20 protein-coding genes are annotated in these 23,003 nt (G+C 46.9%); 10 read left to right on the forward strand and 10 right to left on the reverse strand.

What is annotated here, in order from left to right; translation table 11 throughout:
* Positions 1-6 precede the first annotated feature (6 nt).
* From Q4Q57_RS01795 to rppH, 7 genes are all read right to left on the reverse strand, one after another.
* Positions 7-393, reverse strand: a complete 387-nt coding sequence (locus tag Q4Q57_RS01795; protein ID WP_126492497.1) for a hypothetical protein — start codon at positions 391-393, stop codon at positions 7-9.
* A 2-nt stretch (positions 394-395) separates the two neighbouring features.
* Positions 396-1,565: a Na+/H+ antiporter NhaA gene (nhaA, locus tag Q4Q57_RS01800; protein ID WP_311889453.1), complete on the reverse strand. Its 1,170-nt coding sequence runs from the start codon at positions 1,563-1,565 to the stop codon at positions 396-398.
* A 117-nt stretch (positions 1,566-1,682) separates the two neighbouring features.
* The gene (thyA, locus tag Q4Q57_RS01805) at positions 1,683-2,477 is read right to left on the reverse strand and encodes a thymidylate synthase (protein ID WP_311889455.1); all 795 of its coding nucleotides are present in this window, start codon (positions 2,475-2,477) and stop codon (positions 1,683-1,685) included.
* The gene (gene lgt, locus Q4Q57_RS01810) at positions 2,474-3,283 is read right to left on the reverse strand and encodes a prolipoprotein diacylglyceryl transferase (RefSeq protein WP_311889456.1); all 810 of its coding nucleotides are present in this window, start codon (positions 3,281-3,283) and stop codon (positions 2,474-2,476) included. The genes thyA and lgt overlap by 4 nt, the downstream gene beginning before the upstream one ends.
* Positions 3,284-3,325: 42 nt before the next feature.
* On the reverse strand, positions 3,326-4,126 hold the full coding sequence (locus Q4Q57_RS01815) for a sulfite exporter TauE/SafE family protein (RefSeq protein ID WP_311889457.1): 801 nt from the start codon (positions 4,124-4,126) through the stop codon (positions 3,326-3,328).
* 59 nt (positions 4,127-4,185) lie between these two features.
* Positions 4,186-6,420 carry a phosphoenolpyruvate--protein phosphotransferase gene (gene ptsP, locus Q4Q57_RS01820; RefSeq protein WP_259215195.1) on the reverse strand — a complete coding sequence of 745 codons (2,235 nt, stop codon included), beginning with the start codon at positions 6,418-6,420 and terminating at the stop codon, positions 4,186-4,188.
* A 23-nt stretch (positions 6,421-6,443) separates the two neighbouring features.
* Positions 6,444-6,968 (reverse strand): RNA pyrophosphohydrolase, encoded by a 525-nt coding sequence (rppH, locus tag Q4Q57_RS01825; RefSeq protein WP_006080762.1) that lies wholly within the window; start codon positions 6,966-6,968, stop codon positions 6,444-6,446.
* A gap of 690 nt (positions 6,969-7,658) precedes the next feature.
* Between rppH and mutH the strand changes: the two genes are divergently transcribed.
* Together mutH and Q4Q57_RS01835 are read left to right on the forward strand one after the other, a co-directional pair.
* Complete coding sequence (mutH, locus tag Q4Q57_RS01830) at positions 7,659-8,330, forward strand: DNA mismatch repair endonuclease MutH (RefSeq protein ID WP_311889458.1); 672 nt, start codon at positions 7,659-7,661, stop codon at positions 8,328-8,330.
* A gap of 122 nt (positions 8,331-8,452) precedes the next feature.
* Entirely contained in the window at positions 8,453-9,520 is a 1,068-nt protein-coding gene (locus Q4Q57_RS01835) for an adenylate/guanylate cyclase domain-containing protein (protein WP_006080760.1), read from the forward strand.
* 103 nt (positions 9,521-9,623) lie between these two features.
* On the opposite strand, the gene oxyR is transcribed toward Q4Q57_RS01835, so the two are convergent.
* The 3 genes from oxyR to Q4Q57_RS01850 all read right to left on the reverse strand — a co-directional run bounded on the left by oxyR (position 9,624) and on the right by Q4Q57_RS01850 (position 12,331).
* A complete protein-coding gene (oxyR, locus tag Q4Q57_RS01840) occupies positions 9,624-10,532 on the reverse strand; it encodes a hydrogen peroxide-inducible genes transcriptional activator OxyR (RefSeq protein ID WP_311889459.1) in 909 nt (302 codons plus the stop codon).
* Positions 10,533-10,831: 299 nt separating this feature from the next.
* On the reverse strand, positions 10,832-11,197 hold the full coding sequence (locus Q4Q57_RS01845; protein ID WP_006080758.1) for an Hpt domain-containing protein: 366 nt from the start codon (positions 11,195-11,197) through the stop codon (positions 10,832-10,834).
* Between the two features lie 204 nt (positions 11,198-11,401).
* On the reverse strand, positions 11,402-12,331 hold the full coding sequence (locus Q4Q57_RS01850) for a TIGR01212 family radical SAM protein (RefSeq protein WP_311889460.1): 930 nt from the start codon (positions 12,329-12,331) through the stop codon (positions 11,402-11,404).
* A gap of 587 nt (positions 12,332-12,918) precedes the next feature.
* Here Q4Q57_RS01850 and gltB point away from each other — a divergent pair.
* The 8 genes from gltB to Q4Q57_RS01890 all read left to right on the forward strand — a co-directional run bounded on the left by gltB (position 12,919) and on the right by Q4Q57_RS01890 (position 22,957).
* Entirely contained in the window at positions 12,919-17,367 is a 4,449-nt protein-coding gene (gltB, locus tag Q4Q57_RS01855) for a glutamate synthase large subunit (RefSeq protein WP_311889461.1), read from the forward strand.
* Positions 17,368-17,373: 6 nt separating this feature from the next.
* Positions 17,374-18,780: an FAD-dependent oxidoreductase gene (locus tag Q4Q57_RS01860; protein WP_311889462.1), complete on the forward strand. Its 1,407-nt coding sequence runs from the start codon at positions 17,374-17,376 to the stop codon at positions 18,778-18,780.
* A gap of 349 nt (positions 18,781-19,129) precedes the next feature.
* The gene (locus Q4Q57_RS01865; protein ID WP_012088592.1) at positions 19,130-19,840 is read left to right on the forward strand and encodes a 5'-methylthioadenosine/adenosylhomocysteine nucleosidase; all 711 of its coding nucleotides are present in this window, start codon (positions 19,130-19,132) and stop codon (positions 19,838-19,840) included.
* Positions 19,841-19,862: 22 nt separating this feature from the next.
* Positions 19,863-20,852 (forward strand): cobalamin biosynthesis protein, encoded by a 990-nt coding sequence (locus Q4Q57_RS01870; RefSeq protein WP_012088591.1) that lies wholly within the window; start codon positions 19,863-19,865, stop codon positions 20,850-20,852.
* A gap of 56 nt (positions 20,853-20,908) precedes the next feature.
* Positions 20,909-21,286 (forward strand): DUF2721 domain-containing protein, encoded by a 378-nt coding sequence (locus tag Q4Q57_RS01875; protein WP_012088590.1) that lies wholly within the window; start codon positions 20,909-20,911, stop codon positions 21,284-21,286.
* Positions 21,283-21,909 (forward strand): trimeric intracellular cation channel family protein, encoded by a 627-nt coding sequence (locus tag Q4Q57_RS01880; RefSeq protein WP_006080751.1) that lies wholly within the window; start codon positions 21,283-21,285, stop codon positions 21,907-21,909. The genes Q4Q57_RS01875 and Q4Q57_RS01880 overlap by 4 nt, the downstream gene beginning before the upstream one ends.
* Before the next feature lies 1 nt (position 21,910).
* Entirely contained in the window at positions 21,911-22,402 is a 492-nt protein-coding gene (locus Q4Q57_RS01885) for a nuclear transport factor 2 family protein (protein WP_012088589.1), read from the forward strand.
* A gap of 126 nt (positions 22,403-22,528) precedes the next feature.
* Positions 22,529-22,957, forward strand: a complete 429-nt coding sequence (locus tag Q4Q57_RS01890; protein ID WP_012088588.1) for a hypothetical protein — start codon at positions 22,529-22,531, stop codon at positions 22,955-22,957.
* Positions 22,958-23,003: the final 46 nt, after the last annotated feature.

The raw sequence follows: 23,003 nt of genomic DNA on the forward strand, positions 1-23,003 counted from the left end.
ATCAGTTTATTGCAAACGCTGGCAATCAAGCAAGTTAGTGACTATGCCTTGTAATTGCTCCAAATCAGTCGCATTACCCAGACTTACCGCTTCAGTGACACCTGAGACTAAAACATGACGTTCAGGGATACGTTCAGCGCAATAGGTCCGATTCGCCTCTTGGAAACGTTTACCGCCGCGATATTTAAGCGCCCTTGATTCATAACCATTGGTTTCTAATCTCGCCCCTAAGGAATCAGATTTAAACATCAGAGCGCCATCGACTATCCCTTCAAGATAGCTTTGGCAAGTCTGAGAGTTCGCATCCTGATTACAGGCCGATATTTGCGATGCCGTCGCGGTTGTCGATAGACATAAGAGTGTTGCCATTCCCATTAATTTCAACTTTATCATAGTTATACTCCTTTATTAGGTAACACTTTTGATAACCAGAAATACCCGACTAACGCCGCCATAATCGAACCGATTAAGGTTCCTAGGCGTGCTAAGTCACCGTACATAGGGTCTGCATGTTCAAAGGCTAACGACGCAATAAACATGGACATAGTAAAACCAATACCGCACATGGCCGCGACAGGGGCAATTTGCTTCCAACTTACGCCATCGGGTAACTGAGCCAGTTTGAGTTTCACCGCAATATAGCTAAACACCATCACACCAATAGGCTTGCCTAACATCAGGCCCAGTGCAATACCAACGGGGACAGGAGAAATTAACGTCTCCAAATTCATATTACCGACATAAACCCCCGCATTGGCAAAAGCGAACACTGGCAGAATGAAGAAGGTGCTCCAAGGGTGCAAACTGTGCTCTAAGCCTTCCGAAGGTGAGCTGCCATCCTCTGCCCGTAATGGAATACAGAAAGCGATGATGACGCCAGCCAGAGTCGCATGCACTCCAGACTTCAGTACGGCGACCCAAAGGATTAATCCTAAAATGCCATAAGGTAAAAGTGAGGTGACCCCTTTACGGTTTAACCCAACCAAGCCCGCAATCGCTAAACTGGCAATCACTAAACTGATGGTTGATAGGTCGGTGCTGTAGAACAGCGCGATAATCACAATGACACCTAAGTCATCGATAATCGCTAAAGCAAGTAAGAAGACTTTCAGCGAAACGGGAACGCGGCTCCCAAGCAGCGCCATAATACCTAAAGCAAACGCAATATCCGTCGCGGCAGGAATCGCCCAGCCCGCTTGTGTGACCGGATCGCCATAGTTAAACAGCAAGTACACCCCAGCAGGGACTAACATGCCGCCAATGGCCGCAAAGGTAGGCAGAGAGGCTTGAGCGACACTCGATAAGGCGCCTTCGAGTAACTCACGTTTAACTTCTAAACCAATAAGCAAAAAGAATACGGCCATCAGGCCATCGTTGATCCACAGAATTAGCGGCTTATGAATATCGAGCTCGCCAATTTTAACTTGTACGTCAGTGCCTAAAAAGCCTTGATAAAGTCCAGATAAAGGGGAATTGGCCATCAGCATAGCTAAGGCAACAGCAACCAATAATAGGATACCGCCAGCCGATTCTTGGCTCAGAAAATTTCTAATTGCTTTTTCCATCGTGCACTCCTAAAAATCATAATGAATTGAGTGTAGACGAATTGTAACAACAAATATAATCGTAAGTTTCGACCTAACACCTCGGCTATTCCGAGGTATTAGTCGAAAAAATGCACGTTATACGGCGACAGGTGCTTTGATATGGGGATGTGGAGCGTAGTTTGTTAGCTCGAAATCGTCGAATTGATAATCAAAAATTGATTCAGGTTTACGTAAAATCGTCATGGTTGGCAACGGCATTGGCTCACGGCTTAACTGCAGTGCCGTCTGTTCCATATGATTAGAATATAAATGGGTATCGCCACCGGTCCACACAAAATCACCTAAGGCCAAGTCACATTGCTGGGCCACCATCATAGTTAACAAAGCATAACTGGCGATGTTAAATGGCAAGCCAAGGAACACATCACAGCTGCGCTGATACAGCTGACAAGATAATTTGCCATCAGCCACGTAGAACTGGAAAAACGCATGACACGGCGCCAAGGCCATTTTATCCAGCTCGCCCACGTTCCAGGCAGAAACGATAAGGCGGCGAGAATCTGGCTGAGATTTTATCCGAGCAATTACTTGTGAAATCTGATCGATAGCATCGCCACTCTGGGTTGGCCAGCTACGCCACTGGGCACCATAAACCGGCCCTAAATCGCCATTATCATCGGCCCATTCATCCCAAATGCTGACCTTGTTTTCGCGTAAATAGGCAACGTTAGTTTCACCCTTCAGGAACCACAGCAATTCGTGGATGATAGAGCGCATGTGGCATTTCTTGGTGCTTACCAAAGGAAAACCTTTGCTCAAATCGAAGCGCATTTGATAGCCAAATACTGAGCGAGTCCCCGTACCTGTGCGATCCGATTTATCCACACCTTCGGCTAAGATGTGCTTCATTAAGTCTAAATACTGTTTCATTGCTGCTTACCTTGCTTACGAAAAATCAAGTACAAACCGATTAACACCATAGGAATAGACAGTATCTGCCCCATGGTCATCAATCCCCAGTAGAGTCCCAACTGTGCATCGGGTTGTCTCACCGTTTCTACCATAATACGGAAAATACCGTAACCGACTAAGAACATACCAGAGACGGCACCAACTTTATCGGTACGTTTACTAAACCAGTAAAGTAAAAGAAATAACGCCACACCTTCAAGTGCAAATTGGTACAACTGGGAAGGATGGCGCGGTTCGGGGCCTCCAGTTGGAAACACCATGCCCCATGGGACGTCTGTGGTTCGACCCCAGAGTTCACCATTAATAAAGTTACCAATTCGTCCTGCGCCTAAACCAATAGGCATCACAGGTGCCACCATATCGGCTACTGTAAAGAAGGTGCGCTTTTGTTTCCAGGCAATATAAATCATCGCAGCTATCACGCCCATCAAACCGCCGTGGAAGGACATACCGCCTTCGGAGATTTTAAATAAATACATAGGGCTGGCGAGGAAATAATCGAAATGATAAAAAAGCACATAACCGACACGCCCGCCCAATATCACCCCAAGAAAACCATAAAAGAGTAAATCTGACAATTGCTCCCGCGACCACACTCCCTTGGAGCGGTCAGCTTGTCGATTGAGCAACCACATAGCCGCAACAAATCCGACTAAATAGGTAAAACCATACCAACGCAGTGCAGGTTCAAAGGTTTGTCCAAACAGATTAAAGGGTCCAAATGATACGATCACGGGATCGATATTGGGGAAACTCAACGCCATAACACATCCATTAGCAGCCTCAAATAGAGGTAAATATAAAAACTAAGTCAGAATTAACTTAAGGCCAACACACAGCAATAACAGTGCAAATATCTTTTTAAGTACCGATGTTGGCCAAGTGCTTGCCGCTTTCACGCCAATGGGCGCCATCAGGACAGAAGTGATCACTAAACCAAACAAAGCAGGTAAAAAGATAAAACCTAAGGTGCCATAAGGTAACTCGGGCGCATTAAGGCCTGCGATGATATAGCCGAAACTGCCCGACAGGGAGATCAACAAACCTGTCGCCGCCGAAAACCCAACCGCGTAACGCATCTGCAGACCAAAGAAGGTTAAAAACGGCACTAACAATACTCCGCCACCAATTCCCATTAATCCTGCAATTACAGCGACGATTACAGCAACCACAAACAGAATAATTGAACTAGGTAATTCTCGGTTCGATTCAGTTTTAAGGGGATACGCCATCTGAATCGCCATTAAAATCACAAAAGCCGCAAAGCCTTGTTTAAGAGTTGCAGCAGGGATCTGTTCGGCAATGAAACCTGACATCAACGCACCGAGCACAATCCCAGGGAACATAGTACGAAACAATCCCCAGGGCACGTTCCCCCGCTTGTGATGCGCTCGCGTCGATGAGATAGAAGTGAGAATAATGGCCGCCAGCGAAGTGGCAATCGCAATATGGGGTAACTGAGCAGAACTAATACCGACCGAGGGCAGAATATAGAGCAGTGCAGGCACTACAATCAAGCCGCCACCGATACCTAATAACCCTGCCATAAAGCCGACAAATGCGCCTAATGCTAAGCAAATAAAAAACACCGACAACAAACTATCCACACGAATACCTACAGCGTGATAAATTGAGGGCCTTAGCTTAAAGCAAAAGACGACATTAGTTAATTAAGAATTGCTGAGAGACCTTGCTGGTTCAAATATTCTTTAACCAGCTCGCGCACTTGGAAGCCGTTTGATAGGCTCAAGGCTTTAGCGAGCAATTGATCCAAATCGGCCCGCGCGACACGGCGCAATAGATAATTGATCCGCGCTAAACTACCCTGATTCATACTCAATTGATCGTATCCCATGGCCACCAACAAAATGGCGCCCATAGGCTCGCCCGCTAACTCGCCACAAATACTGATATCGAGCTTATGATATCGACAATCTAAGTGAGCCTGATGCAAAGCCCGCAGTATTCCCGGATGATAACTGTCAAATAACGAGCTCACCCGCGGATTATTACGGTCAACCGCAAGCAAATACTGGGTTAAGTCATTACTGCCAACGGAGACAAAATCCACCCGTTTTGCCACATCATCCAATTGATACAACATAGCCGGCACTTCAAGCATAATGCCGATGCGTGGCATCACTATGTTGCTGTTTACATCGTTTTTAAGTTCGACATAGGCTTGCTGCAGATATTCTAAGGATTGATCGATTTCATCTAAGTTACTGACCATGGGCAGTAAAATACTTAATTGCTTACCATCTCCACCTGCCTGCAACATGGCCCGTAACTGCACCAAAAATAATTCTGGATGATCCAGCGACAAACGGATCCCACGCCAGCCAAGGAAAGGATTGTCTTCTTTAATCGGGAAATACGGTAAAGGTTTATCGCCTCCCACATCCAAAGTGCGCATCACCACAGGTCGACCCGACGCCGCCGATAAGACCTGTTGATAGACTTTGACTTGCTCAGACTCACTCGGGAAACGTTGTTGTAGCATAAAAGGGATTTCGGTGCGATATAGCCCAATTCCGTCAGCGCCTTCGGCAATTTCTGAGGCCACGCCACTGAGTAAGCCCGCATTGAGATACAAGCGAATACGTGAGCCATCGAGGGTTACAGAAGGCAGTGCTAACTCTTGAGCATACTGGCGTTGCAGCGCTTTTTGCGCCGAAATTAAGCTGCGATACTCGCCGACAATCGCAGGGGATGGCGATACCAATAGCTGGCCACGACTTGCGTTTACCACTAAGAGCTTTTGGTCAATATTGGCGGATAACAGTTGTTCTACACCAGTAATGGCCGGCACACCTAAGGCGCGGGCTAAAATAGCGGCATGGGAGTTTACCCCGCCAAGCTCAGTGACAATCCCCGCAAGTTTCTGCCTTGGGAACTCAGCCAGCATAGTCGCATCGGCTTCGCGGGTAATTAAAATGACAGGTTTATCGGGTTCAAGCTCTAAACGCTCTGGCTCAATCAGCTGGCGTAATACTTTTTGGCCTAAGTCGCGGATATCACTCGCCCGCTCCTTAAGATAAGGATCTTCCATCGCCAAAAATTGCTGAATGTAACGCAAGGACACTCGGCTGACCGCCGATTCAGCAGCCCAACCTAATTGCACCTCACGGGCATACTCTCCGCCTAAACTGGCGTCATCAAGTAGTAGCTGTAATGCATTGAAAATAGAGACGACTTCGTCATCTTGCTCGCGGTCAAACCGCTGAGACAAAGCGCCAATCGCTTCTTTACAGCGCACCATAGCCGTTGTTAAACGGCTCGATTCATAGGCAATATCGTCAGAGCGCACGTCGGGCTGCTCAAGGGGAATTTCTCCACCAAGCACAAAAGCATAGGCAATGGCGATACCATTCGACGCCGACGTACCTTGAAATAGAATTTGTTGGTGATGTGAACTCACCTGTGCCTTTTGTTTCAAACCGCGCACCGCCATCGCTAACTGGGCGGCGAGCGTCATCAGGAAGGCCTCTTCGCCTTCACTGAATTGACGGGCACTCGCCTGCTGTACCACTATCACCCCGACCACGGCTTTCTGGTAGATGATAGGTACAGCTAAAAAGGCGCGGTATTCTTCTTCGGCGACTTCAGGGAAAAGTTTGAATCTGGGATGAAGCCGCGCATCCGCTAAGTTAACGGCCTCTTCTCGCTGGGCAGCGAGTCCAACTAAACCTTCGGTCAGCGGCATACGTACCCGACCAACGGCGCTTTTTTCAAGACCGTCGGTTGCAGATAACACCAGTTCTTGCTCTTCTAGGATATAGATGGAGCAACATTGGGTTTCCATCGCCGCTTTAGTCGATGAGACTAAGACTTCTAATGCGGTTTCCAAACTGTGGGCAGATGCCACAGCCTGAGTAATATCCCTAAGCGTATTTAACACTGTTTTCAATCCTCTTTTGAAAATCAGCCCGTTGTTTTTTGTCTTCCCCGTTTCCTAGGTATTTCTAGGGTCTGGAATGACAATGCCGTTACCGCAAACTCTTTCATCACCTTACGATAAACATCACGCTTAAATGACACGACTTGCCGCACAGGATACCAATAACTTACCCAGCGCCAATCGTCAAATTCAGGATGCCCAGAGGAACTTAAATTAATCGCACTATCTTGGCTTTTCAGTTGTAACAGAAACCACTTTTGTTTTTGCCCAATACACACAGGTTTACTGTCTTGCCTGACTAAACGCTTTGGCAAACGATAGCGTAACCAAGAACGGGTCGAGGTTAGGATATGCACGTGTTCGGGTCTTAGGCCCACTTCTTCATATAACTCACGGTACATTGCCTCTTCTGCTGTCTCGCCATCATCGACACCACCTTGAGGAAATTGCCATGAGTGTTGACCGAAGCGTCTGGCCCACATGACTTGGCCATATCTGTTACAAATTATAATGCCCACATTTGCGCGAAAGCCGTCGCTATCAATCACATGGACTCCAAATCACATTAAATTTTAATAAACTGATTGTTTCATAAAGCTAGTCTCTCAGCAAACCTCTATTTCACCCTAGGCCTTGGATAAAATCACACTTAAAAGACATTTATCAACAAAGCTAGGGGATGAAATGCGGGGATATCCACATTTTCTGTGGATATCTCTGTTTGAAACTCAGGTAAACTTGTTATAACGCTCAAAAAACATCTATTTAGCGCCATTTGATTAATTTAGAGTTAAAACTTTATCTAAAACAAATTCAATAACTTGAATGATAGCTATAATTTATTAATGGCAAAAAAAGCAATAAAGCTCATTATTCAACCAGCTAGAGCTATTTCTATGGTTCTCACGATATTACTCAACTTTATACACAAATAGTGTCCACAACTGTCCACAAAAGCCGGAATAAATGCCCTTTATTCGCATTGACTTGGGGTTTTTATTAGGTTAAGGGACGCATTTTACTGAGTTATCCATAATATCTGTGGATAAGTATGTGGGGAACGCAAGGGAAAGCAGAGAGTAACTTTGAACACTTTTTTGCAAAACGGGGGGTAACTCGGATATGAAATTTAAAATCAGATACTTAGAATAAAAACATTCGGTACAAGTTTACTCAAATTGCAGAGTTCATTTTTTAACCGCCATTGCTAAGCGGTTATTTTTAAGTAAAATCCAGCCATGAATCGAATTATTCCCCCCGAAAATCTCCCTGAGCTACTCGAACGCGCCCATATGATGGCTGGCGTGAGTTTGGCGCAAATTGCCGCCCAAAGAGGCCTAAGTGTTCCCAAGGATCTTAAACGCGATAAAGGCTGGGTCGGCCAATTAATCGAAATGGAATTAGGCGCGACGGCGGGGTCTAAACCTGAGCAAGATTTTCTACATTTAGGGGTAGAACTTAAAACCATCCCCATAGATGCGCAAGGGCGACCACTGGAGACCACCTATGTTTGCGTGGCGCCGCTGTCGAATATCCAAGGGTTAACCTGGCAAAACAGCTTAGTCAGCCATAAGTTACAGCGAGTCCTTTGGGTACCCGTTGAAGGTGAGCGGCATATTCCTGTGGGAGAGCGCCGTATTGGCACCCCGATATTGTGGGAGCCTGATCCACAGGAGTTGCAATTACTGCAACAGGATTGGGAAGAGATCATGGAGCTTATCGCCCTCGGCAAAGTCGAAAAACTCACCGCACGCCACGGCGAAGTACTGCAATTACGTCCCAAAGCCGCCAACAGTAAAGCATTAACGCAAAGCATTGCCGAAGATGGCAGCATCAAAATGACCAACCCTAGGGGCTTTTATTTAAAGACCAGTTTCACCACCATGATACTTAATAAGGTTTTTGGTTAATATTTAGTGACGATATAGACTTAGATTGATCCAGATCACAAATTTCACTGGCACTAAGGTGACTCTTTTCTATAAACTACGGCATTCTGAAATCACAGCCGTATTCGGATACCCATCACGCAGTGAGAGCACGTAGACAAGCGAAAAAACTCCTTTTTGCGATTTTAGCTTGGGCGATTGCCATGGCTGCATTCGTGTTTTTTCGATATGCCCAATCACCAGAACTGCCCCAATGGGCGGTAGGTTCGGCTGATCTCGCGACACTTGCTATCTATATGGGGATAATTTTTGGCAGCCTGCATTGGATGTCGAACGTTATTGCTGATTTCAGTGCTATCAATCGCCTCCCCTATGTGTTTTCTGTCATCTTTAAAGGCTTGTTTTTATTGCTGGGTGCGACGACATTAGCTTACATGACCCAATTTTTGAATATGTGGGCCATCGAAAATCATATGTCGACCCTTAGACAAATGCTGACAGCGCACATTCTCTATAGTCCTTCATTCCAAGCATTGATCGTCTATCTGGTGGTCGTGCGAGTCAGTTTAGCCTTCGTCGAGCAAATGGCGCTGTTAGTCGGCCCACGTATTCTGCTCAACATTGGTCTAGGTAAATACCACAAGCCAAGGTACGAGCAGCGATTATTCCTTTATCTAGACATGGTCGCCTCGACCACACACGCCGAATCACTTGGGGATTACCGTTTTAGTCGCTTGATCCAAGATAGCTTTAGCTTGCTGTCGGATACTGTGACCAACAACGAAGCCGAGATTTATCGCTATATGGGCGATGCCGTGTTGATCCACTGGCCGTTAGAAGAAGGGATAGTCCACGACCGCTGCATGAATATCTATTTTGAATTTAGTCAGCAACTTAATTGGCAAAGACGTTACTTTGAAGAACACTATGGCTTTGTGCCTAAGTTTAAAGCGGCGGCCCATTGCGGCCAAGTCGTAGCTGCGGTTGTTGGCGTGCAAAAACAAGAGATTAGTTTCTTTAGCGATGTACTCAATACCCTAGCGAGACTGCAAGATCAGTGTAACCCCTTGGGACAACGCATGTTGATCTCAGGCGCACTCGCGGGACGCTTAGATAACCCCAATACGCAATATCACCTATCGAATCTTGGTCCCGTCAAACTCAAAGGGAAACAACACTCCATCGAAGTGTTTGGCGTTTCCCCGCTCTGATTTCTCATCATCAGCGTTAATTTACAGCAGCTCTTTAATGCAACAACTCTTTTTGCAGCAGCACTTTATTGCAGCAAAATTTAGCGCTGTTGCAGCGAGCTTATTATTCGTCTTTAGTTAATAACTTTTGGATCATTAAACCTAAAGTACGGAAGGTTAAGATACGACTGGTAGTTTGACGCCAGACCAAGCCAATATCACGGTAAGGTGCTTCACCTGGCGGCGTCATCACCACCAAATCAGTATCGTTCAAAATACCCGCATCAATTGCCATTTGCGGCAGAAATGTGGTGCCCAGTTTACTGTTCACCATCTGCACTAAGGTATGCAAACTGGTAGCGGCAAACGGATTGACTTTCGCGCTATCCCCAAGCTGACAGGCTGTGATGGCATGACCCGTAATGCAATGCTCGCTTTGCAGCAGGAAAATACTCTCGTCTGGCAAGGCTTGGTAATCGATCGGCTGATGGATTTCTCCGGCTAAATCCTTATGGATCACCATTTTGAATGGATCTTTACCCACTTTCATACTGTGATAACCGCTGGTATCCACAGGCAAAGCAAGGATCAATAAATCCAGCTCACCCTTACCTAAGGCATCCAACAAACGCTCAGTGGTATCTTCTTTCAGTAATAAACTCATCGCTGGATAAGACTGCTGGCATTGGCGAATAACACGGCTCAATAGGAAAGGCGCAATCGTTGGGATACACCCTAAACGTATATCGCCTGTCATCGGCTCGCCTTGGTTTTTCACCAATTCAACCAAATCATCCACATCGGTGAGAATTTTACGGGCGCGCTGCACCACTTCTTCACCAATAGCGGTAAACATAAACGACTTATGGTCTCGCTCAATCAACTGATGCCCTAACTGCTCTTCTAAGTTTTGGATCCCACTCGAAAGCGTCGATTGGCTGACAAAACACACCTTAGCCGCGCGGTTAAAATTCTGCTCTTGATGGAGATTCACCAAATAGAATAAGTTTTTTAAGCTAGGTAAACTTTTCATTTTCTCGATTGCCATTAAGGTTATGAATTAAGAAATTAAATCTACTCTAGCATAACTGAAAGCCAATAACGCGGCATTAGATTTCAAGAATGTGAGCCGAATCGACATTCAACCGATTAGCTGTAAACCTTAAGTGGGAGTAACAAACAAAGAGGAGAAAAGCACTCGCGGGGAAACGTAAAAAGCAACAAACTCAGCCGTCAAACTAACGCAATAACGAACGCAACAATCTAACGCAATCATTCACTCAATTGGGCGCAACAACAGATGTTATTGCTGCGCCTTAGCGTATCAATATCTTATGCTTTAGCTTGGAGGAATAACTTTAACTGTTGTAGATCCGCACTCGCATGTTCGACGATCTCAGCAACCCAAGCGCCGTGTTCAGCATCCCATCTAGGCTCTTCACCATGTTGTAATAACTGGGCGATTTGCTGAATGCGTTTTAAACCTACCGAACCTGCGGCACCTTTAAATTTATGCGCTTCTGAACATAAGGTATCTCTATCTGCAGCGTCGTTAGCCTTCACTAGATTTCCTACATATTCAGGCATTAACTGCTCAAATAACACCACACTCTTTAGTAAAGTACCGGCACCAATGGCGCTACAGTACTGTTCGAGAGTATTGAGATCTAGGATTACTTCTAATTCAACTGTGGCCATGAGGCCTCCCTTAAGTGGTCCAATGCTTAAAACGAATTTATCACATGATACCCACTAAAATTGTCTGTGCAACTTATAGCGATATCCATGGTCAAATTCAGATTAAAATTAACAAAAAACAAACTAATAGTCGTAAGTAAACACTTACAAAATAATAGCGACGACATAGCATTTAAGGAGGAAATGTATCCCACTAACTTACCTCTATCGTTGCGCTAATACGTGCCCTTGTCCACCATAAAGCTGTAAATTATCCACAATTGCCACCAATCCATCCCATCGATAGGCACACCAATCTGGTGCTAATAGCATAGGTTTTTTCGCATAAGCGGTGACGCGGTGGAAAATCACTTCCGCGGGTGTATGGCGGATCATCTCACCGACACTGCGAGCATAATCTTCGAGACTCAGTAAAGGTAAGCGCCCACTTCGCCACGCCTTGGCCATAGTGCTACCTTCGACGATATGCAAAGGATGCAACTTCAAGCCATCAACGCCCTGCTGCAATACCGCCGCTAAGGTCGCCATATAATCGCTATGGGTTTCATCGGGCAAGCCAAGAATAAGATGAGTGCACACCTTAAGTCCGCGAGCTCTCGCCCTCGACACTGTGTCACAATAACAACCGAAATCATGGCCGCGATTGATCTTGCGCAGCGTTTCATTTTTAGCGGTTTGCAACCCCAGTTCTAACCACACATCAATGCCGTTTGCCTGATAACTTGCCAGTAAATCCAGTACATTATCTGGCACACAATCGGGGCGAGTTCCTACACACAAACCCACTATCTCGCCATCTTTAACGGCTTCATCGTACTTAGCCATTAACACCTGATACTCATCATAAGTGCTAGTGTAAGCCTGAAAATATGCTATAAATTTATCGGCTTGCGCCTGAGGTTTCGCCTCACGATAACGACTCTTACCCTGTTCGAGCTGCTCGGTAATACTCAGCACATCAGCAGTTTGGTGGCTAAATGAGGCCACATTGCAGAAAGTACAACCTCCACGCCCCAAGGTGCCATCACGGTTGGGGCAAGTAAACTTGGCATCTATGGTGAGTTTTCGTAGTCGCGTACCATATCGCGCCTTGCAAACGGCACCAAAGGTGTTCACATATGCATCAAGCCCCATCAGAGCACCCACCAAATTTCATATCGCTTCATTAAGAATAACCAAGATAAAATCACAAATAGAAAAGAAAATACGTGAACAAATAGAAGAAAAAGCTTAGTGTAAACAAGGTAGCGAGAGGTTTCTTGGCGCTACATCAAATTCCCGCCTGACCCATACCCTTATTGTCAGAAATGTGCGCATCCTCAAATTAACGCGCTTACCATTGAGATATTGCTCACGTCGAAATGAATAATAATTCAACAATTTTAATTTTTTATTTATTTACTGTGTTTGCAATAAAAATCACTATGTCTAAATCAAAAACAATCCCACCAGCATGTTACACTTTAGTAAACCCACAGTTTCCTCATTTTTAAAATTCTTTTTATTCATAATGTTATACAGCACTTTTTACTGTTGACGTTAACGTAAAGTGATTATGATTTGTGTATGAAGCATGAATTAATACCCATGTTTTATGCAAATTTTTGGTTTGACCTTTATTGAATCTCAGGCTAATTTGGGTGGTTCGGGTGCATATCTATAGAAAGTCTTTACATTTTCTCCCCGAGTAGTAATCAGTTGAGGTCTAGGGAGGTTTTTGTATGAGCTTATATCATCCCAGTTTTGAGCGGGACAATTGTGGTTTTGGGTTGATAGCACAGATGGATGGCGAAGCCAGCCACCGTATAGTGCGCACGGCAATCCATGGTCTAGATCGCATGAAGCACCGCGGTGGCATTGCCTCCGACGGTCGCACTGGCGACGGCTGTGGTTTATTAATGCAATTGCCAGTGCAATTTTTTGAAGCGATTGCCGCGGAAAATGATTGGCATTTGAGCCGTAAATTTGCCGTAGGTATGCTGTTTTTAAGTCAAGATGATGAATTGGCCGAACAAGCTAAGTTTATTCTTGAGCGCGAACTCGAGCGTGAAACCTTAAGTATTGCAGGCTGGCGCAAAGTGCCGGTCAATCCCGATGTGTTAGGTGAAATCGGAAAGGCTAGCCTGCCACAAATCTACCAAGTGCTGATCAACGCCCCCATTGGCTGGCGTGAAAAAGACTTGGAACGCCGCCTTTATATGGCGCGTCGCCGCTTAGAGCAGCAAATCACCGACGACAAAGACTTCTATGTCGCGAGTTTGTCTGGCCAAGTTATCGTCTATAAAGGCTTGATGATGCCTGTAGACTTGCCCGCGTTTTATCCCGATCTCGCGGACATTCGCTTAAAAAGCTCTATCTGCCTATTCCATCAACGTTTCTCAACGAATACTTCTCCTAAATGGCCATTAGCTCAGCCGTTTAGATATTTAGCCCATAACGGCGAAATCAATACGATTACGGGTAACCGTCAATGGGCCCGTGCCCGTGCCTATAAGTTTAATTCACCGCTACTGCCAGATTTGCAGCAGGCCGCTCCCTTTGTGAATGAAACAGGCTCAGACTCTTCTTCCTTAGATAACATGCTGGAAATGCTGTTATCCGGTGGCATGGACTTATATCGTGCCATGCGTCTATTGATCCCGCCTGCTTGGCAAAGTAATCCAGAAATGGATGACGAACTAAAAGCCTTCTACGACTTTAACTCCATGCACATGGAGCCTTGGGATGGTCCGGCAGGTATTGTGATGACCAACGGTCGCCATGCCGCCTGCGCCGTTGACCGTAATGGTCTGCGTCCATCGCGTTATGTGATCACAAAAGATCGTATTTTGACCTTGGCCTCCGAAGTCGGTATTTGGGATTACGCAGCCGATGAAGTGATTGAAAAAGGCCGCGTTGGACCAGGTGAGTTACTGGTACTCGATACCTTAAACGGCCGCCTGTACCAATCCTTTGAAATTGATAACGACTTGAAACGTCGCCACCCTTATAAAGAGTGGATGGCGAAGAACAGCCGTACTTTAACGCCAGCGGAAGATTTAGCCTCTGAGCAGCACGGTGCCAGCGAGTTAAGCCCTGAGCTTTTGCTGCAATACCAAAAACAATTTGGCTATACCCGTGAAGAATTAGAGCAAGTCATTTGGGTACTGGCAAAACAAGGTGAAGAAGCCACAGGTTCTATGGGCGACGATACGCCTATGGCGGTATTGTCGAAAAAGTCACGTTCACTGTATGACTATTTTAGGCAAAAATTCGCTCAAGTAACGAATCCACCTATCGACCCATTGCGTGAAAAACACGTTATGTCGTTGACCACTTGTATTGGCCGTGAGCAGAACCTCTTTAATGAAACGACGGGTAATGCTTACCGCGTCATGTTCAACTCACCTATCTTATTGTTCAGTGATTTTAACCAGTTACTGGGATTAGATAGCACTTACTATCGCGCCAACATTGTGGATTTGAATTACGAACCACAGGAAGGCTTAGAAAGTGCCATTCGCCGCATCACAGCCGAAGCCGAGCGTTTAGCCCGCAGCGGCACGACTTTGTTGATCCTTTCGGATAGAGCCATAGGTAAAACGGCACAAGTGATCCCTGCGGCCATGGCGGTCGGTTCTGTGCAACAAATGCTGGTAAATAAGAGCCTCCGCTGCGACACCAACATTATTGTTGAAACCGCATCGGCGCGAGATCCGCATCACTTTGCCGTATTGCTTGGCTTTGGTGCCACCGCGATTTATCCGTACTTAGTGTATGAGTCAATTTCTGAACTGGCGAAACGTCACCAGTTAACCGATACCACAGCATTGATGCTGAACTTCCGTTACGGTATCGAAAAAGGCCTGCGTAAGATCATGTCCAAAATGGGCATCAGCACTGTCGGTTCATATCGTTGTAGCCAACAGTTTGAAGCCATCGGCATCGCCAGTGATGTAATTGAACTGTGCTTTAAAGGCGTGATTAGCCGTATCGAAGGCGTCAGTTTTGCTGAAATCGCCCAAGACCAAGCGATTCTGCACAAAGCCGCCTACCGTGCCCATGTGCCATTACCGCAAGGTGGCCTGCTGAAATACGTTGAAGGGGGTGAATATCACTGCTTTAACCCTGATGTGGTCAACACTTTACAGGCGTCATTGATTGACAAAAACTTCGCGACCTATAAAAAGTTTGCCGACCTCGTCGACAATCGTCCCGTGGCGACACTGCGTGACTTAATCGGTATTAAGGGCGCGCAAGCATCGCTTGATGTCGCCGATGTGGAAGCTGCATCAGGTCTATATTCACGCTTTGACAGCGCGGCCATGAGTATCGGCGCCCTCAGCCCCGAAGCCCATGAAGCGCTGGCTATTGCAATGAACCGCTTAGGCGGCCGCTCGAACTCAGGTGAAGGTGGTGAGGATGCTCGCCGCTTTAATACTGAACGCAACTCTGCGATTAAACAGATAGCCTCGGCGCGCTTTGGCGTTACCGCGCACTACTTAGTTAATGCCGATGTGTTACAGATTAAAGTCGCCCAAGGGGCAAAACCCGGTGAGGGTGGTCAGTTACCCGGCCATAAAGTCAGCGTTGAAATCGCCGGACTGCGTCATGCGCGCCCAGGTGTAACCTTGATTTCACCGCCGCCGCACCACGATATTTACTCTATCGAAGATTTAGCCCAGCTGATTTTCGACTTGAAGCAAATCAACACTAAAGCACTGATTTCAGTCAAACTTGTGTCTGAACCCGGCGTGGGCACGATCGCCACCGGCGTAGCGAAAGCCTATGCGGATATGATCACGATTTCAGGGTATGACGGCGGCACAGGCGCCAGCCCAATCACCTCAGTAAAGTACGCGGGGAGTCCGTGGGAGCTAGGTTTAGCCGAAGTGCATCAATCGCTCGTAGAAAACGGTCTACGCCATAAAATTCGCCTGCAAGTCGATGGCGGCTTAAAAACCGGTACAGATGTGATTAAAGCCGCGTTGTTAGGCGCAGAAAGCTTTGGATTTGGCACTGTGCCTATGATCGCCCTAGGTTGTAAATACCTGCGTATTTGCCACTTGAACAACTGCGCGACTGGCGTAGCGACGCAAGATAAAAACCTGCGTGACAACCATTACCATGGTCTGCCAGAGCGAGTGATGACTTACTTTGAGTTTGTCGCCGAGGAAGTCCGTGAATGGATGGCGACCTTAGGGGTGAGTAAGTTTGAAGACTTAGTCGGTCGCAGCGAATGGTTATATGCCCTCGAAGGCCAAACTGCTAAGCAACAAGGCTTAGATCTGTCACCGATTTTGTATCAACCCAAAGTGCCTGCAACCTCGTCACGCACTTGGCAAGAAACTAATCCACCAGCGGATTTAGGGTTGCTTAACCAACATTTATTAAACGAGTGCCAAAGCGTCGTCGATAAGGGCGAGTGTTTCGATGCCGCTTACAGCATCAACAACACCGACCGCTCCGTTGGCGCGACCTTGTCAGGCTATATCGCGAGCACGCTCGGCGTCAAAGGCACCAAAGCGCCGGTCAAACTGAGCTTTAACGGCAGTGCTGGCCAAAGCTTTGGCGTGTGGAACAGCCCTGGCCTTGAGTTAAAACTCTGCGGCGATGCCAACGACTATGTCGGTAAAGGCATGTCTGGCGGCCAGATAGTGATTTATCCGCCTATTGGCAGCCCGTTCCAGAGTGAGCGCAGCGCCATTGTCGGTAACACCTGCCTTTACGGCGCGACAGGCGGCAAGTTCTTCGCCGCGGGTCAAGCGGGCGAGCGTTTTGCGGTCCGTAACTCAGGGGCGATTGCTGTGGTCGAAGGGCTTGGCGATAACGGCTGTGAATACATGACCAGCGGTATTGTGGTTGTCCTTGGTAAAACAGGGGTGAACTTCGGCGCAGGTATGACAGGTGGTTTTGCCTATGTATTCGATCAATTCGGCCGCTTCAATCGCCGTGTGAACACTGAGCTTGTCGATACTCAAAAACTCGAATCCCCCATTCATCAACAACATTTGAAAGGTCTGATTGAAGCCCACGTGGCCGAAACGGGCAGCGAACATGCCAAGATGATCTTAAGTGATTTTGGTAACTGGTTAGATTGCTTCGTATTAGTGAAACCTAAAAATATTGCCGTGGCCGATCTGCTCAAGTTAGAGAAATCGAGCCCAGAATTAGTTGTAAAAGCGGGGTAATGGCGCATGAGTAACGATTTTCAATTTATTGAAGTGGGTCGCAAAGACCCCTCCAAACACCCTGCGGCTAAACGTGCGACTCAGTTTATTGAGATTTATCAGCCTTTTGCTCAGCCTGAAGTGGCACAGCAAGCGGATCGCTGTTTAGATTGCGGCAATCCTTATTGTGAGTGGAAATGTCCGCTACACAATTATATTCCTAACTGGCTCAAGCTAGCGGAGCAAGGTCGCATCATGGAAGCGGCGGATTTAGTGCATGAGACCAACACTCTGCCCGAAATCTGCGGCCGTGTTTGTCCACAGGACAGACTCTGTGAAGGCGCTTGTACCCTTAACGACGACTTTGGCGCTGTCACTATCGGTAATGTCGAAAAATACATTACCGACACAGCCATCGCCCAAGGCTGGCGCCCCGATATGAGCAAGGTCACGCCACGCCCTGAACGAGTGGCAATTGTCGGTGCGGGTCCTGCGGGTTTAGGCTGCGCGGATATTCTGTCTCGTAACGGTGTTAAAGCTGTGGTCTTTGATAAATATCCACAAATTGGTGGCCTGCTCACCTACGGTATTCCGTCTTTTAAGCTCGACAAGGCCGTCATGGCGACCCGTCGCAGTGTATTAGAAGGCATGGGTATTGAGTTCAAACTCGGGGTTACTGTCGGTAAAGACATCCCATTTACTAAACTGCTCGAAGAATACGATGCAGTATTCCTTGGTATGGGCACCTATACCGCGATGAAAGCGGGCCTTGAGGGTGAAGATGCCCAAGGCGTATACCAAGCCCTGCCCTATTTGATTGGTAATACCCACCATTTAATGGGCACTCAAGATGCGCAAACGCCCTACCTGAACCTTGAAGGTAAACGTGTGGTGGTGTTAGGCGGTGGTGATACTGCGATGGATTGCGTGCGCACAGCCGTCAGACAAGGTGCCAGCAGCGTAGTCTGTGCTTACCGCCGAGACGAGGCCAACATGCCGGGTTCACGCCGCGAAGTGCAAAATGCACGGGAGGAAGGGGTTGATTTCCTGTTTAACCGTCAACCTGTGGCGATTAAAACCCAAGATGGCAAAGTAGTCGGCATTGAATGCGTCGAAACCGCCATGGGTAAAGCCGATGCCAGTGGTCGTCAACGCGCCGAAGCTATTGCGGGTAGCGAACAGTTGCTCGAAGCCGATGCGATTATTATTGCTTTCGGTTTCCAACCTAGCCCAGCACCTTGGTTTGCCGACCATGGCATCGAGCTCGATCAATGGGGCCGAGTTAAAGCGAGTAAGTTAGACGGAAATCCTTTCCAAACCACCAACCCAAAAGTGTTTGCTGGTGGTGATATGGTGCGCGGTTCTGACTTAGTCGTGACAGCCATTGCCGAAGGTCGCGATGCTGCTCAAGGTATTCTTAACTACTTAGACTAAGCGCTACAGCTTAAACGCAAATGTGTTGGTTTTATCGCTGAAACATTGTTTTACCGCTGTCGTTTAATAAGCACTGCAATGGCTGGACTTAGGCAAACAAGTCCAGCCATTTGTTTGTGATTTGTCGCCATCGGTTGATGGAAAAATAGATAAGTAAAATAGACAGATGAAATAAATAGATAAAAGTGTGCATCTTAGGGTACGCACTTTTTTCGTTAACCCTTCCCGCTTTTTACCCTGCCATTATTAAGCAATCCCAATCTCACCATAACGACAGCACAAAACTGTGTGGTATATTAGCCAGCATTCTCGTGTCCCACTCTTAAGTGTTGAATCAAAAAGGTCTCCCATGAAAATTGGAATTATTGGCGCAATGGAGCCAGAAGTCGCTCACCTGATCGCCGCCATGACAAATGCGACATCGCAAACTATTGCTGGTATTGAATTTATTGCTGGCACTCTTGCGGGTAAAGACGTTGTCGTAACTCGCTCTGGCATAGGTAAAGTGGCCGCAAGCATTGCAACCACACTGCTCATCGAAAAATATGCGCCGGATGCCGTGATCAACACAGGTTCTGCCGGTGGTTTTGTCGATACGCTGGCCATTGGCGATATCGTGATTTCTTCTGAAGTGCGTCACCACGATGTGGATGTCACCGCCTTTGGTTATGAAATTGGCCAAATGGCACAGCAACCTGCAGCGTTTGTCCCAGCCGCACATTTAGTTGAAGCCGCCAACAAGGCCATTGCGCAACTAGGCGAAGTCAAAGCGATTGAAGGGTTAATCTGTACTGGCGATAGCTTTATTTGCGATCCTATTCGCACCCAAGCCATGTTGAAAAACTTCCCAACGATGGCCGCCTGTGAAATGGAAGGCGCGGCCATCGCTCAAGTTTGTCATCAGTTTGGTGTGCCATTTGTGGTTATCCGCTCTTTATCGGATAACGCCAACAATGACTCGCCAGTGGATTTCGACTCTTATATTGTCAAAGCGGGTTATCACTCGGCTCTGATGGTGATGTTGCTGCTTGAGCAACTGAATCCTAGCGCAATAAAATAATCACTTAAGTGGAAAGTACCGAATGCACACCTCTTTTTATCAACAACTTGTCGAGATAGATGGCGCTTTGTTTGAAGGCTTTTTGGTACTTTTTTTTGCTTTGTTATTGGCGCGGTTAGCGCCATTACCACGGGAAATGCAGCCGCTTATTTGGTTTGGCCATTTAGCTAAGCAACTCGCCGCCAAGGTAAATCGCCCAGAACGCTCTCCAAGCCAACAAGCCACAGCAGGCTTTTTAGCTATGATGCTGTTACTGTTTCCGTTTTGGGCCATTATCACCTTTTTGCTCGAACTGGCCGCCTTTCCATGGTTTTTCGAATTTTTGGTGCTTTATCTATGCTTAACCGATGCAGGGTTTAGCCAAGTCGCCGATGAAATCGCTAAAGCCTTAAAACGTGGAGACAATGCCAGCGCAAAAAAGCTTTTACAGCCTTGGGTAGTGCGCGATACCGATAGTTTGTCGGAAATCGGCCTAGCCAAAGCCACCATAGAAAAACTCGCCACAGCGCCTATTTACGGCACAGCATCGACCATTTTCTTTTTCGCTATTGCTGGAGCACCGCTAGTGCTAGCTGTGCGAATGCTCAAACAACTCGAATTGAGCTGGCCGCCCATTCAACCAAAGTATCAACATTTCTGCAGTACTGTGAATGGTGTATCCATTATCTTGCTGGCGATTCCGGCTTGGTTGTGGAGCCTGTCGCTCGCCATTCAAGGCGGGCCTAAGGCGTTTGCAAAACTTTTTAGAGCCCCTAAAAATCATCACGCTATTCGAGGTTATGTTCTCAGTGTGAATCTCGTGGCCAGTATTTTGAGAATCGAGCTCGGTGGACCACAGAAGTTTGCTGGCGTGCGTATCAATGTGGATAAATTGTGCTACGGTCCGCAGCCAACCAGTGATGACATCACGCCTGCAATTAAGCTGACCTCACGTGCCTGTGCTATCTGGTTTAGCTTTATCATTATACTGCCCTTGTTATGGGCAAGTTTACGTTGGTTACAAAGCCTGTGATATGATGCCGCATTATCTCAACGTGAAGTTAAAGGCTGACCATCTTGCTCGAAAACATGCATGTTTCATTAACAACACCTGCGTTGTTATTTCCTGCTATCTCATTGTTACTATTAGCTTATACCAATCGTTTTTTTGCCTTAGCCGCATTAATCCGAAATTTAAGCAATGGTGAAAAACCCGTACATAAAGATCAAATTAAGAACCTGAGCCAGCGTATTACCATTATTCGTCGTATGCAGGAAGCAGGTGTGTCAAGCTTTGCCCTATGCGTACTGTGTATGATTTTTATCTATATCGGCTTTAATAAAACCGGCTCAGTGATTTTTGGCGCTAGCCTGCTACTACTGCTCTATTCACTGATTTTATCTGTGATTGAAATCCGCATCTCTGTGGACGCATTAAATATTCATATCAAAGAGATGAGTAAATGAGCCAGTGGATCTACTTTTTTGATTTATGGGGTACCGCTGTATTTGCGCTATCTGGCGCACTTGCCGCTGGACGCCATAGAATGGACCCCTTTGGCGTAATCGTGCTCGCCTCGGTTACCGCTGTCGGTGGTGGCAGTATTCGTGATGCCTTAATTGGTGCAACGCCAGTGTTCTGGATCCGCGACCCGAATTACATCATAGTGATCCTCGCAACTGTGCTCGCCTGTTTGCTATTAGTCCGTCGCCCTCGTAAGGTACCCGAGTATATTTTACCCGTCGCAGATGCCTTTGGATTGGCCTTGTTTACTGTGATTGGTGCCGAAAAAGCCCTCAATATGGGCTTAAGTGGCATGATTGCCGTGGTTATGGGCTTGATCACAGGCGTGGGAGGAGGCATTATTCGAGACTTACTGTGCAGACAAGTTCCTATGGTGTTACGTACAGAAGTCTATGCCACAGCTTCAATCATTGGTGGTATCGGCTATACCGTGAGTTTAGCCTACGGTATGGGCGAGAAAACGGCGCTGTTTCTGGCGATGACCAGTGCCCTATTTATCCGCTTAAGCGCCATCAAGTGGCATCTGTCGTTACCGGCCTTTGATCTCAAAACCAAGAGGGAATAGTTTGCGAATATTGTGTCTTATTTTGTGCCTCATTTTTGTTCCTGCCCTCAATCCTGCAGCGGCGCAAGCCAACTCAGGTGAAATGCCGCAAGAACAGCTGTTAGCCGTAAAGTATATGAATGCACTAACCGAACACGACTATAAGACACTACGAAAATTCTATAACCGCGACAGTATCTTCTTCGACAAAACCGCTAACCGTAAATACACCGGCGGCCGCTTCATCATCGACTTTCTTGAGCGCGCCCATGAGGGCGTACTCGAGTACGACTTCAACATAGAACATATGTATAACGCTGGCTCTTTGGTAGTAATGATAGGTAACTATCACTTCAAAGGGCCGGGCGAGCAATTCGGCAAACCTGGCAAAATCATCGACATCGCTATTCCTGGCGTCACTAGCCTTAAACTCGATATGCTCAACCATAGGGTGACTGAGCATGTGGATCTTATCGATTACCAGACCATGTCTGATCAATTAGCGATGCAGTAGTCACAAAATTTCCCCGTCTTTGAAACTTGATCCCTAAAAACGGGTCGAAACTAACAATGAGTCAATACCACTGCGTATTTCACCTTAGCTAGGTTGACTGAGTCGTTTCGTTTCAATGAGGTTTGTATGAAGTTTTTTGGATTGATAGCCCTACTCGCCCTTAATGGCTTAATGCTGGCACCAAAAGCACAGGCCTTACAGCCCATTATCGTGTCCTACGCCGTTCAGCCCGTCAGTCATTTTAATCAGCAGCTGCGTGTCGCTCAGGCGCAACATCAACCTTGGTCGGAAGACCCAAGTCAGATCAGCAGCCAATACGCAGGCAACAAATTTACCTTAGTGCGAACCCAAACCAATAAAGACAGCATTTTGACCTATCAGGTGAGCGAGCTCTCCAAGCAACATCCACAAATGCTGTTGATTATTTCCTTAAAGCAGAATGCAAAACAATGGCAGGTGAGTTCGGCGCAACTGGCGTGGAAATGCAGCGATGGGCAACACTTTGGCACCGACAGATGTAATATCGCCGAGCATGAAGCCAACACAGCGCCTTAATCTTATGGGGTGAAACAGATTTAAAAACAAAGAGCGCCCTAAGGCG

This window comes from Shewanella sp. SP2S2-6, assembly GCF_031931965.1.
Classification (GTDB): Bacteria; Pseudomonadota; Gammaproteobacteria; order Enterobacterales; family Shewanellaceae; genus Shewanella; species Shewanella baltica.

Coding starts and splice junctions, on each gene's coding strand:
- Q4Q57_RS01890 (WP_012088588.1), top strand. CDS start 22,529: ATGAAGTTTTTTGGATTGATAGCCCTACTCGCCCTTAATGGCTTAATG.
- Q4Q57_RS01870 (WP_012088591.1), top strand. CDS start 19,863: ATGCACACCTCTTTTTATCAACAACTTGTCGAGATAGATGGCGCTTTG.
- mutH (WP_311889458.1), top strand. CDS start 7,659: ATGAATCGAATTATTCCCCCCGAAAATCTCCCTGAGCTACTCGAACGC.
- thyA (WP_311889455.1), bottom strand. CDS start 2,477: ATGAAACAGTATTTAGACTTAATGAAGCACATCTTAGCCGAAGGTGTG.
- Q4Q57_RS01875 (WP_012088590.1), top strand. CDS start 20,909: ATGCATGTTTCATTAACAACACCTGCGTTGTTATTTCCTGCTATCTCA.
- lgt (WP_311889456.1), bottom strand. CDS start 3,283: ATGGCGTTGAGTTTCCCCAATATCGATCCCGTGATCGTATCATTTGGA.
- Q4Q57_RS01880 (WP_006080751.1), top strand. CDS start 21,283: ATGAGCCAGTGGATCTACTTTTTTGATTTATGGGGTACCGCTGTATTT.
- Q4Q57_RS01795 (WP_126492497.1), bottom strand. CDS start 393: ATGATAAAGTTGAAATTAATGGGAATGGCAACACTCTTATGTCTATCG.
- oxyR (WP_311889459.1), bottom strand. CDS start 10,532: ATGAAAAGTTTACCTAGCTTAAAAAACTTATTCTATTTGGTGAATCTC.
- Q4Q57_RS01850 (WP_311889460.1), bottom strand. CDS start 12,331: ATGGGGCTTGATGCATATGTGAACACCTTTGGTGCCGTTTGCAAGGCG.
- gltB (WP_311889461.1), top strand. CDS start 12,919: ATGAGCTTATATCATCCCAGTTTTGAGCGGGACAATTGTGGTTTTGGG.
- Q4Q57_RS01865 (WP_012088592.1), top strand. CDS start 19,130: ATGAAAATTGGAATTATTGGCGCAATGGAGCCAGAAGTCGCTCACCTG.
- Q4Q57_RS01860 (WP_311889462.1), top strand. CDS start 17,374: ATGAGTAACGATTTTCAATTTATTGAAGTGGGTCGCAAAGACCCCTCC.
- Q4Q57_RS01845 (WP_006080758.1), bottom strand. CDS start 11,197: ATGGCCACAGTTGAATTAGAAGTAATCCTAGATCTCAATACTCTCGAA.
- nhaA (WP_311889453.1), bottom strand. CDS start 1,565: ATGGAAAAAGCAATTAGAAATTTTCTGAGCCAAGAATCGGCTGGCGGT.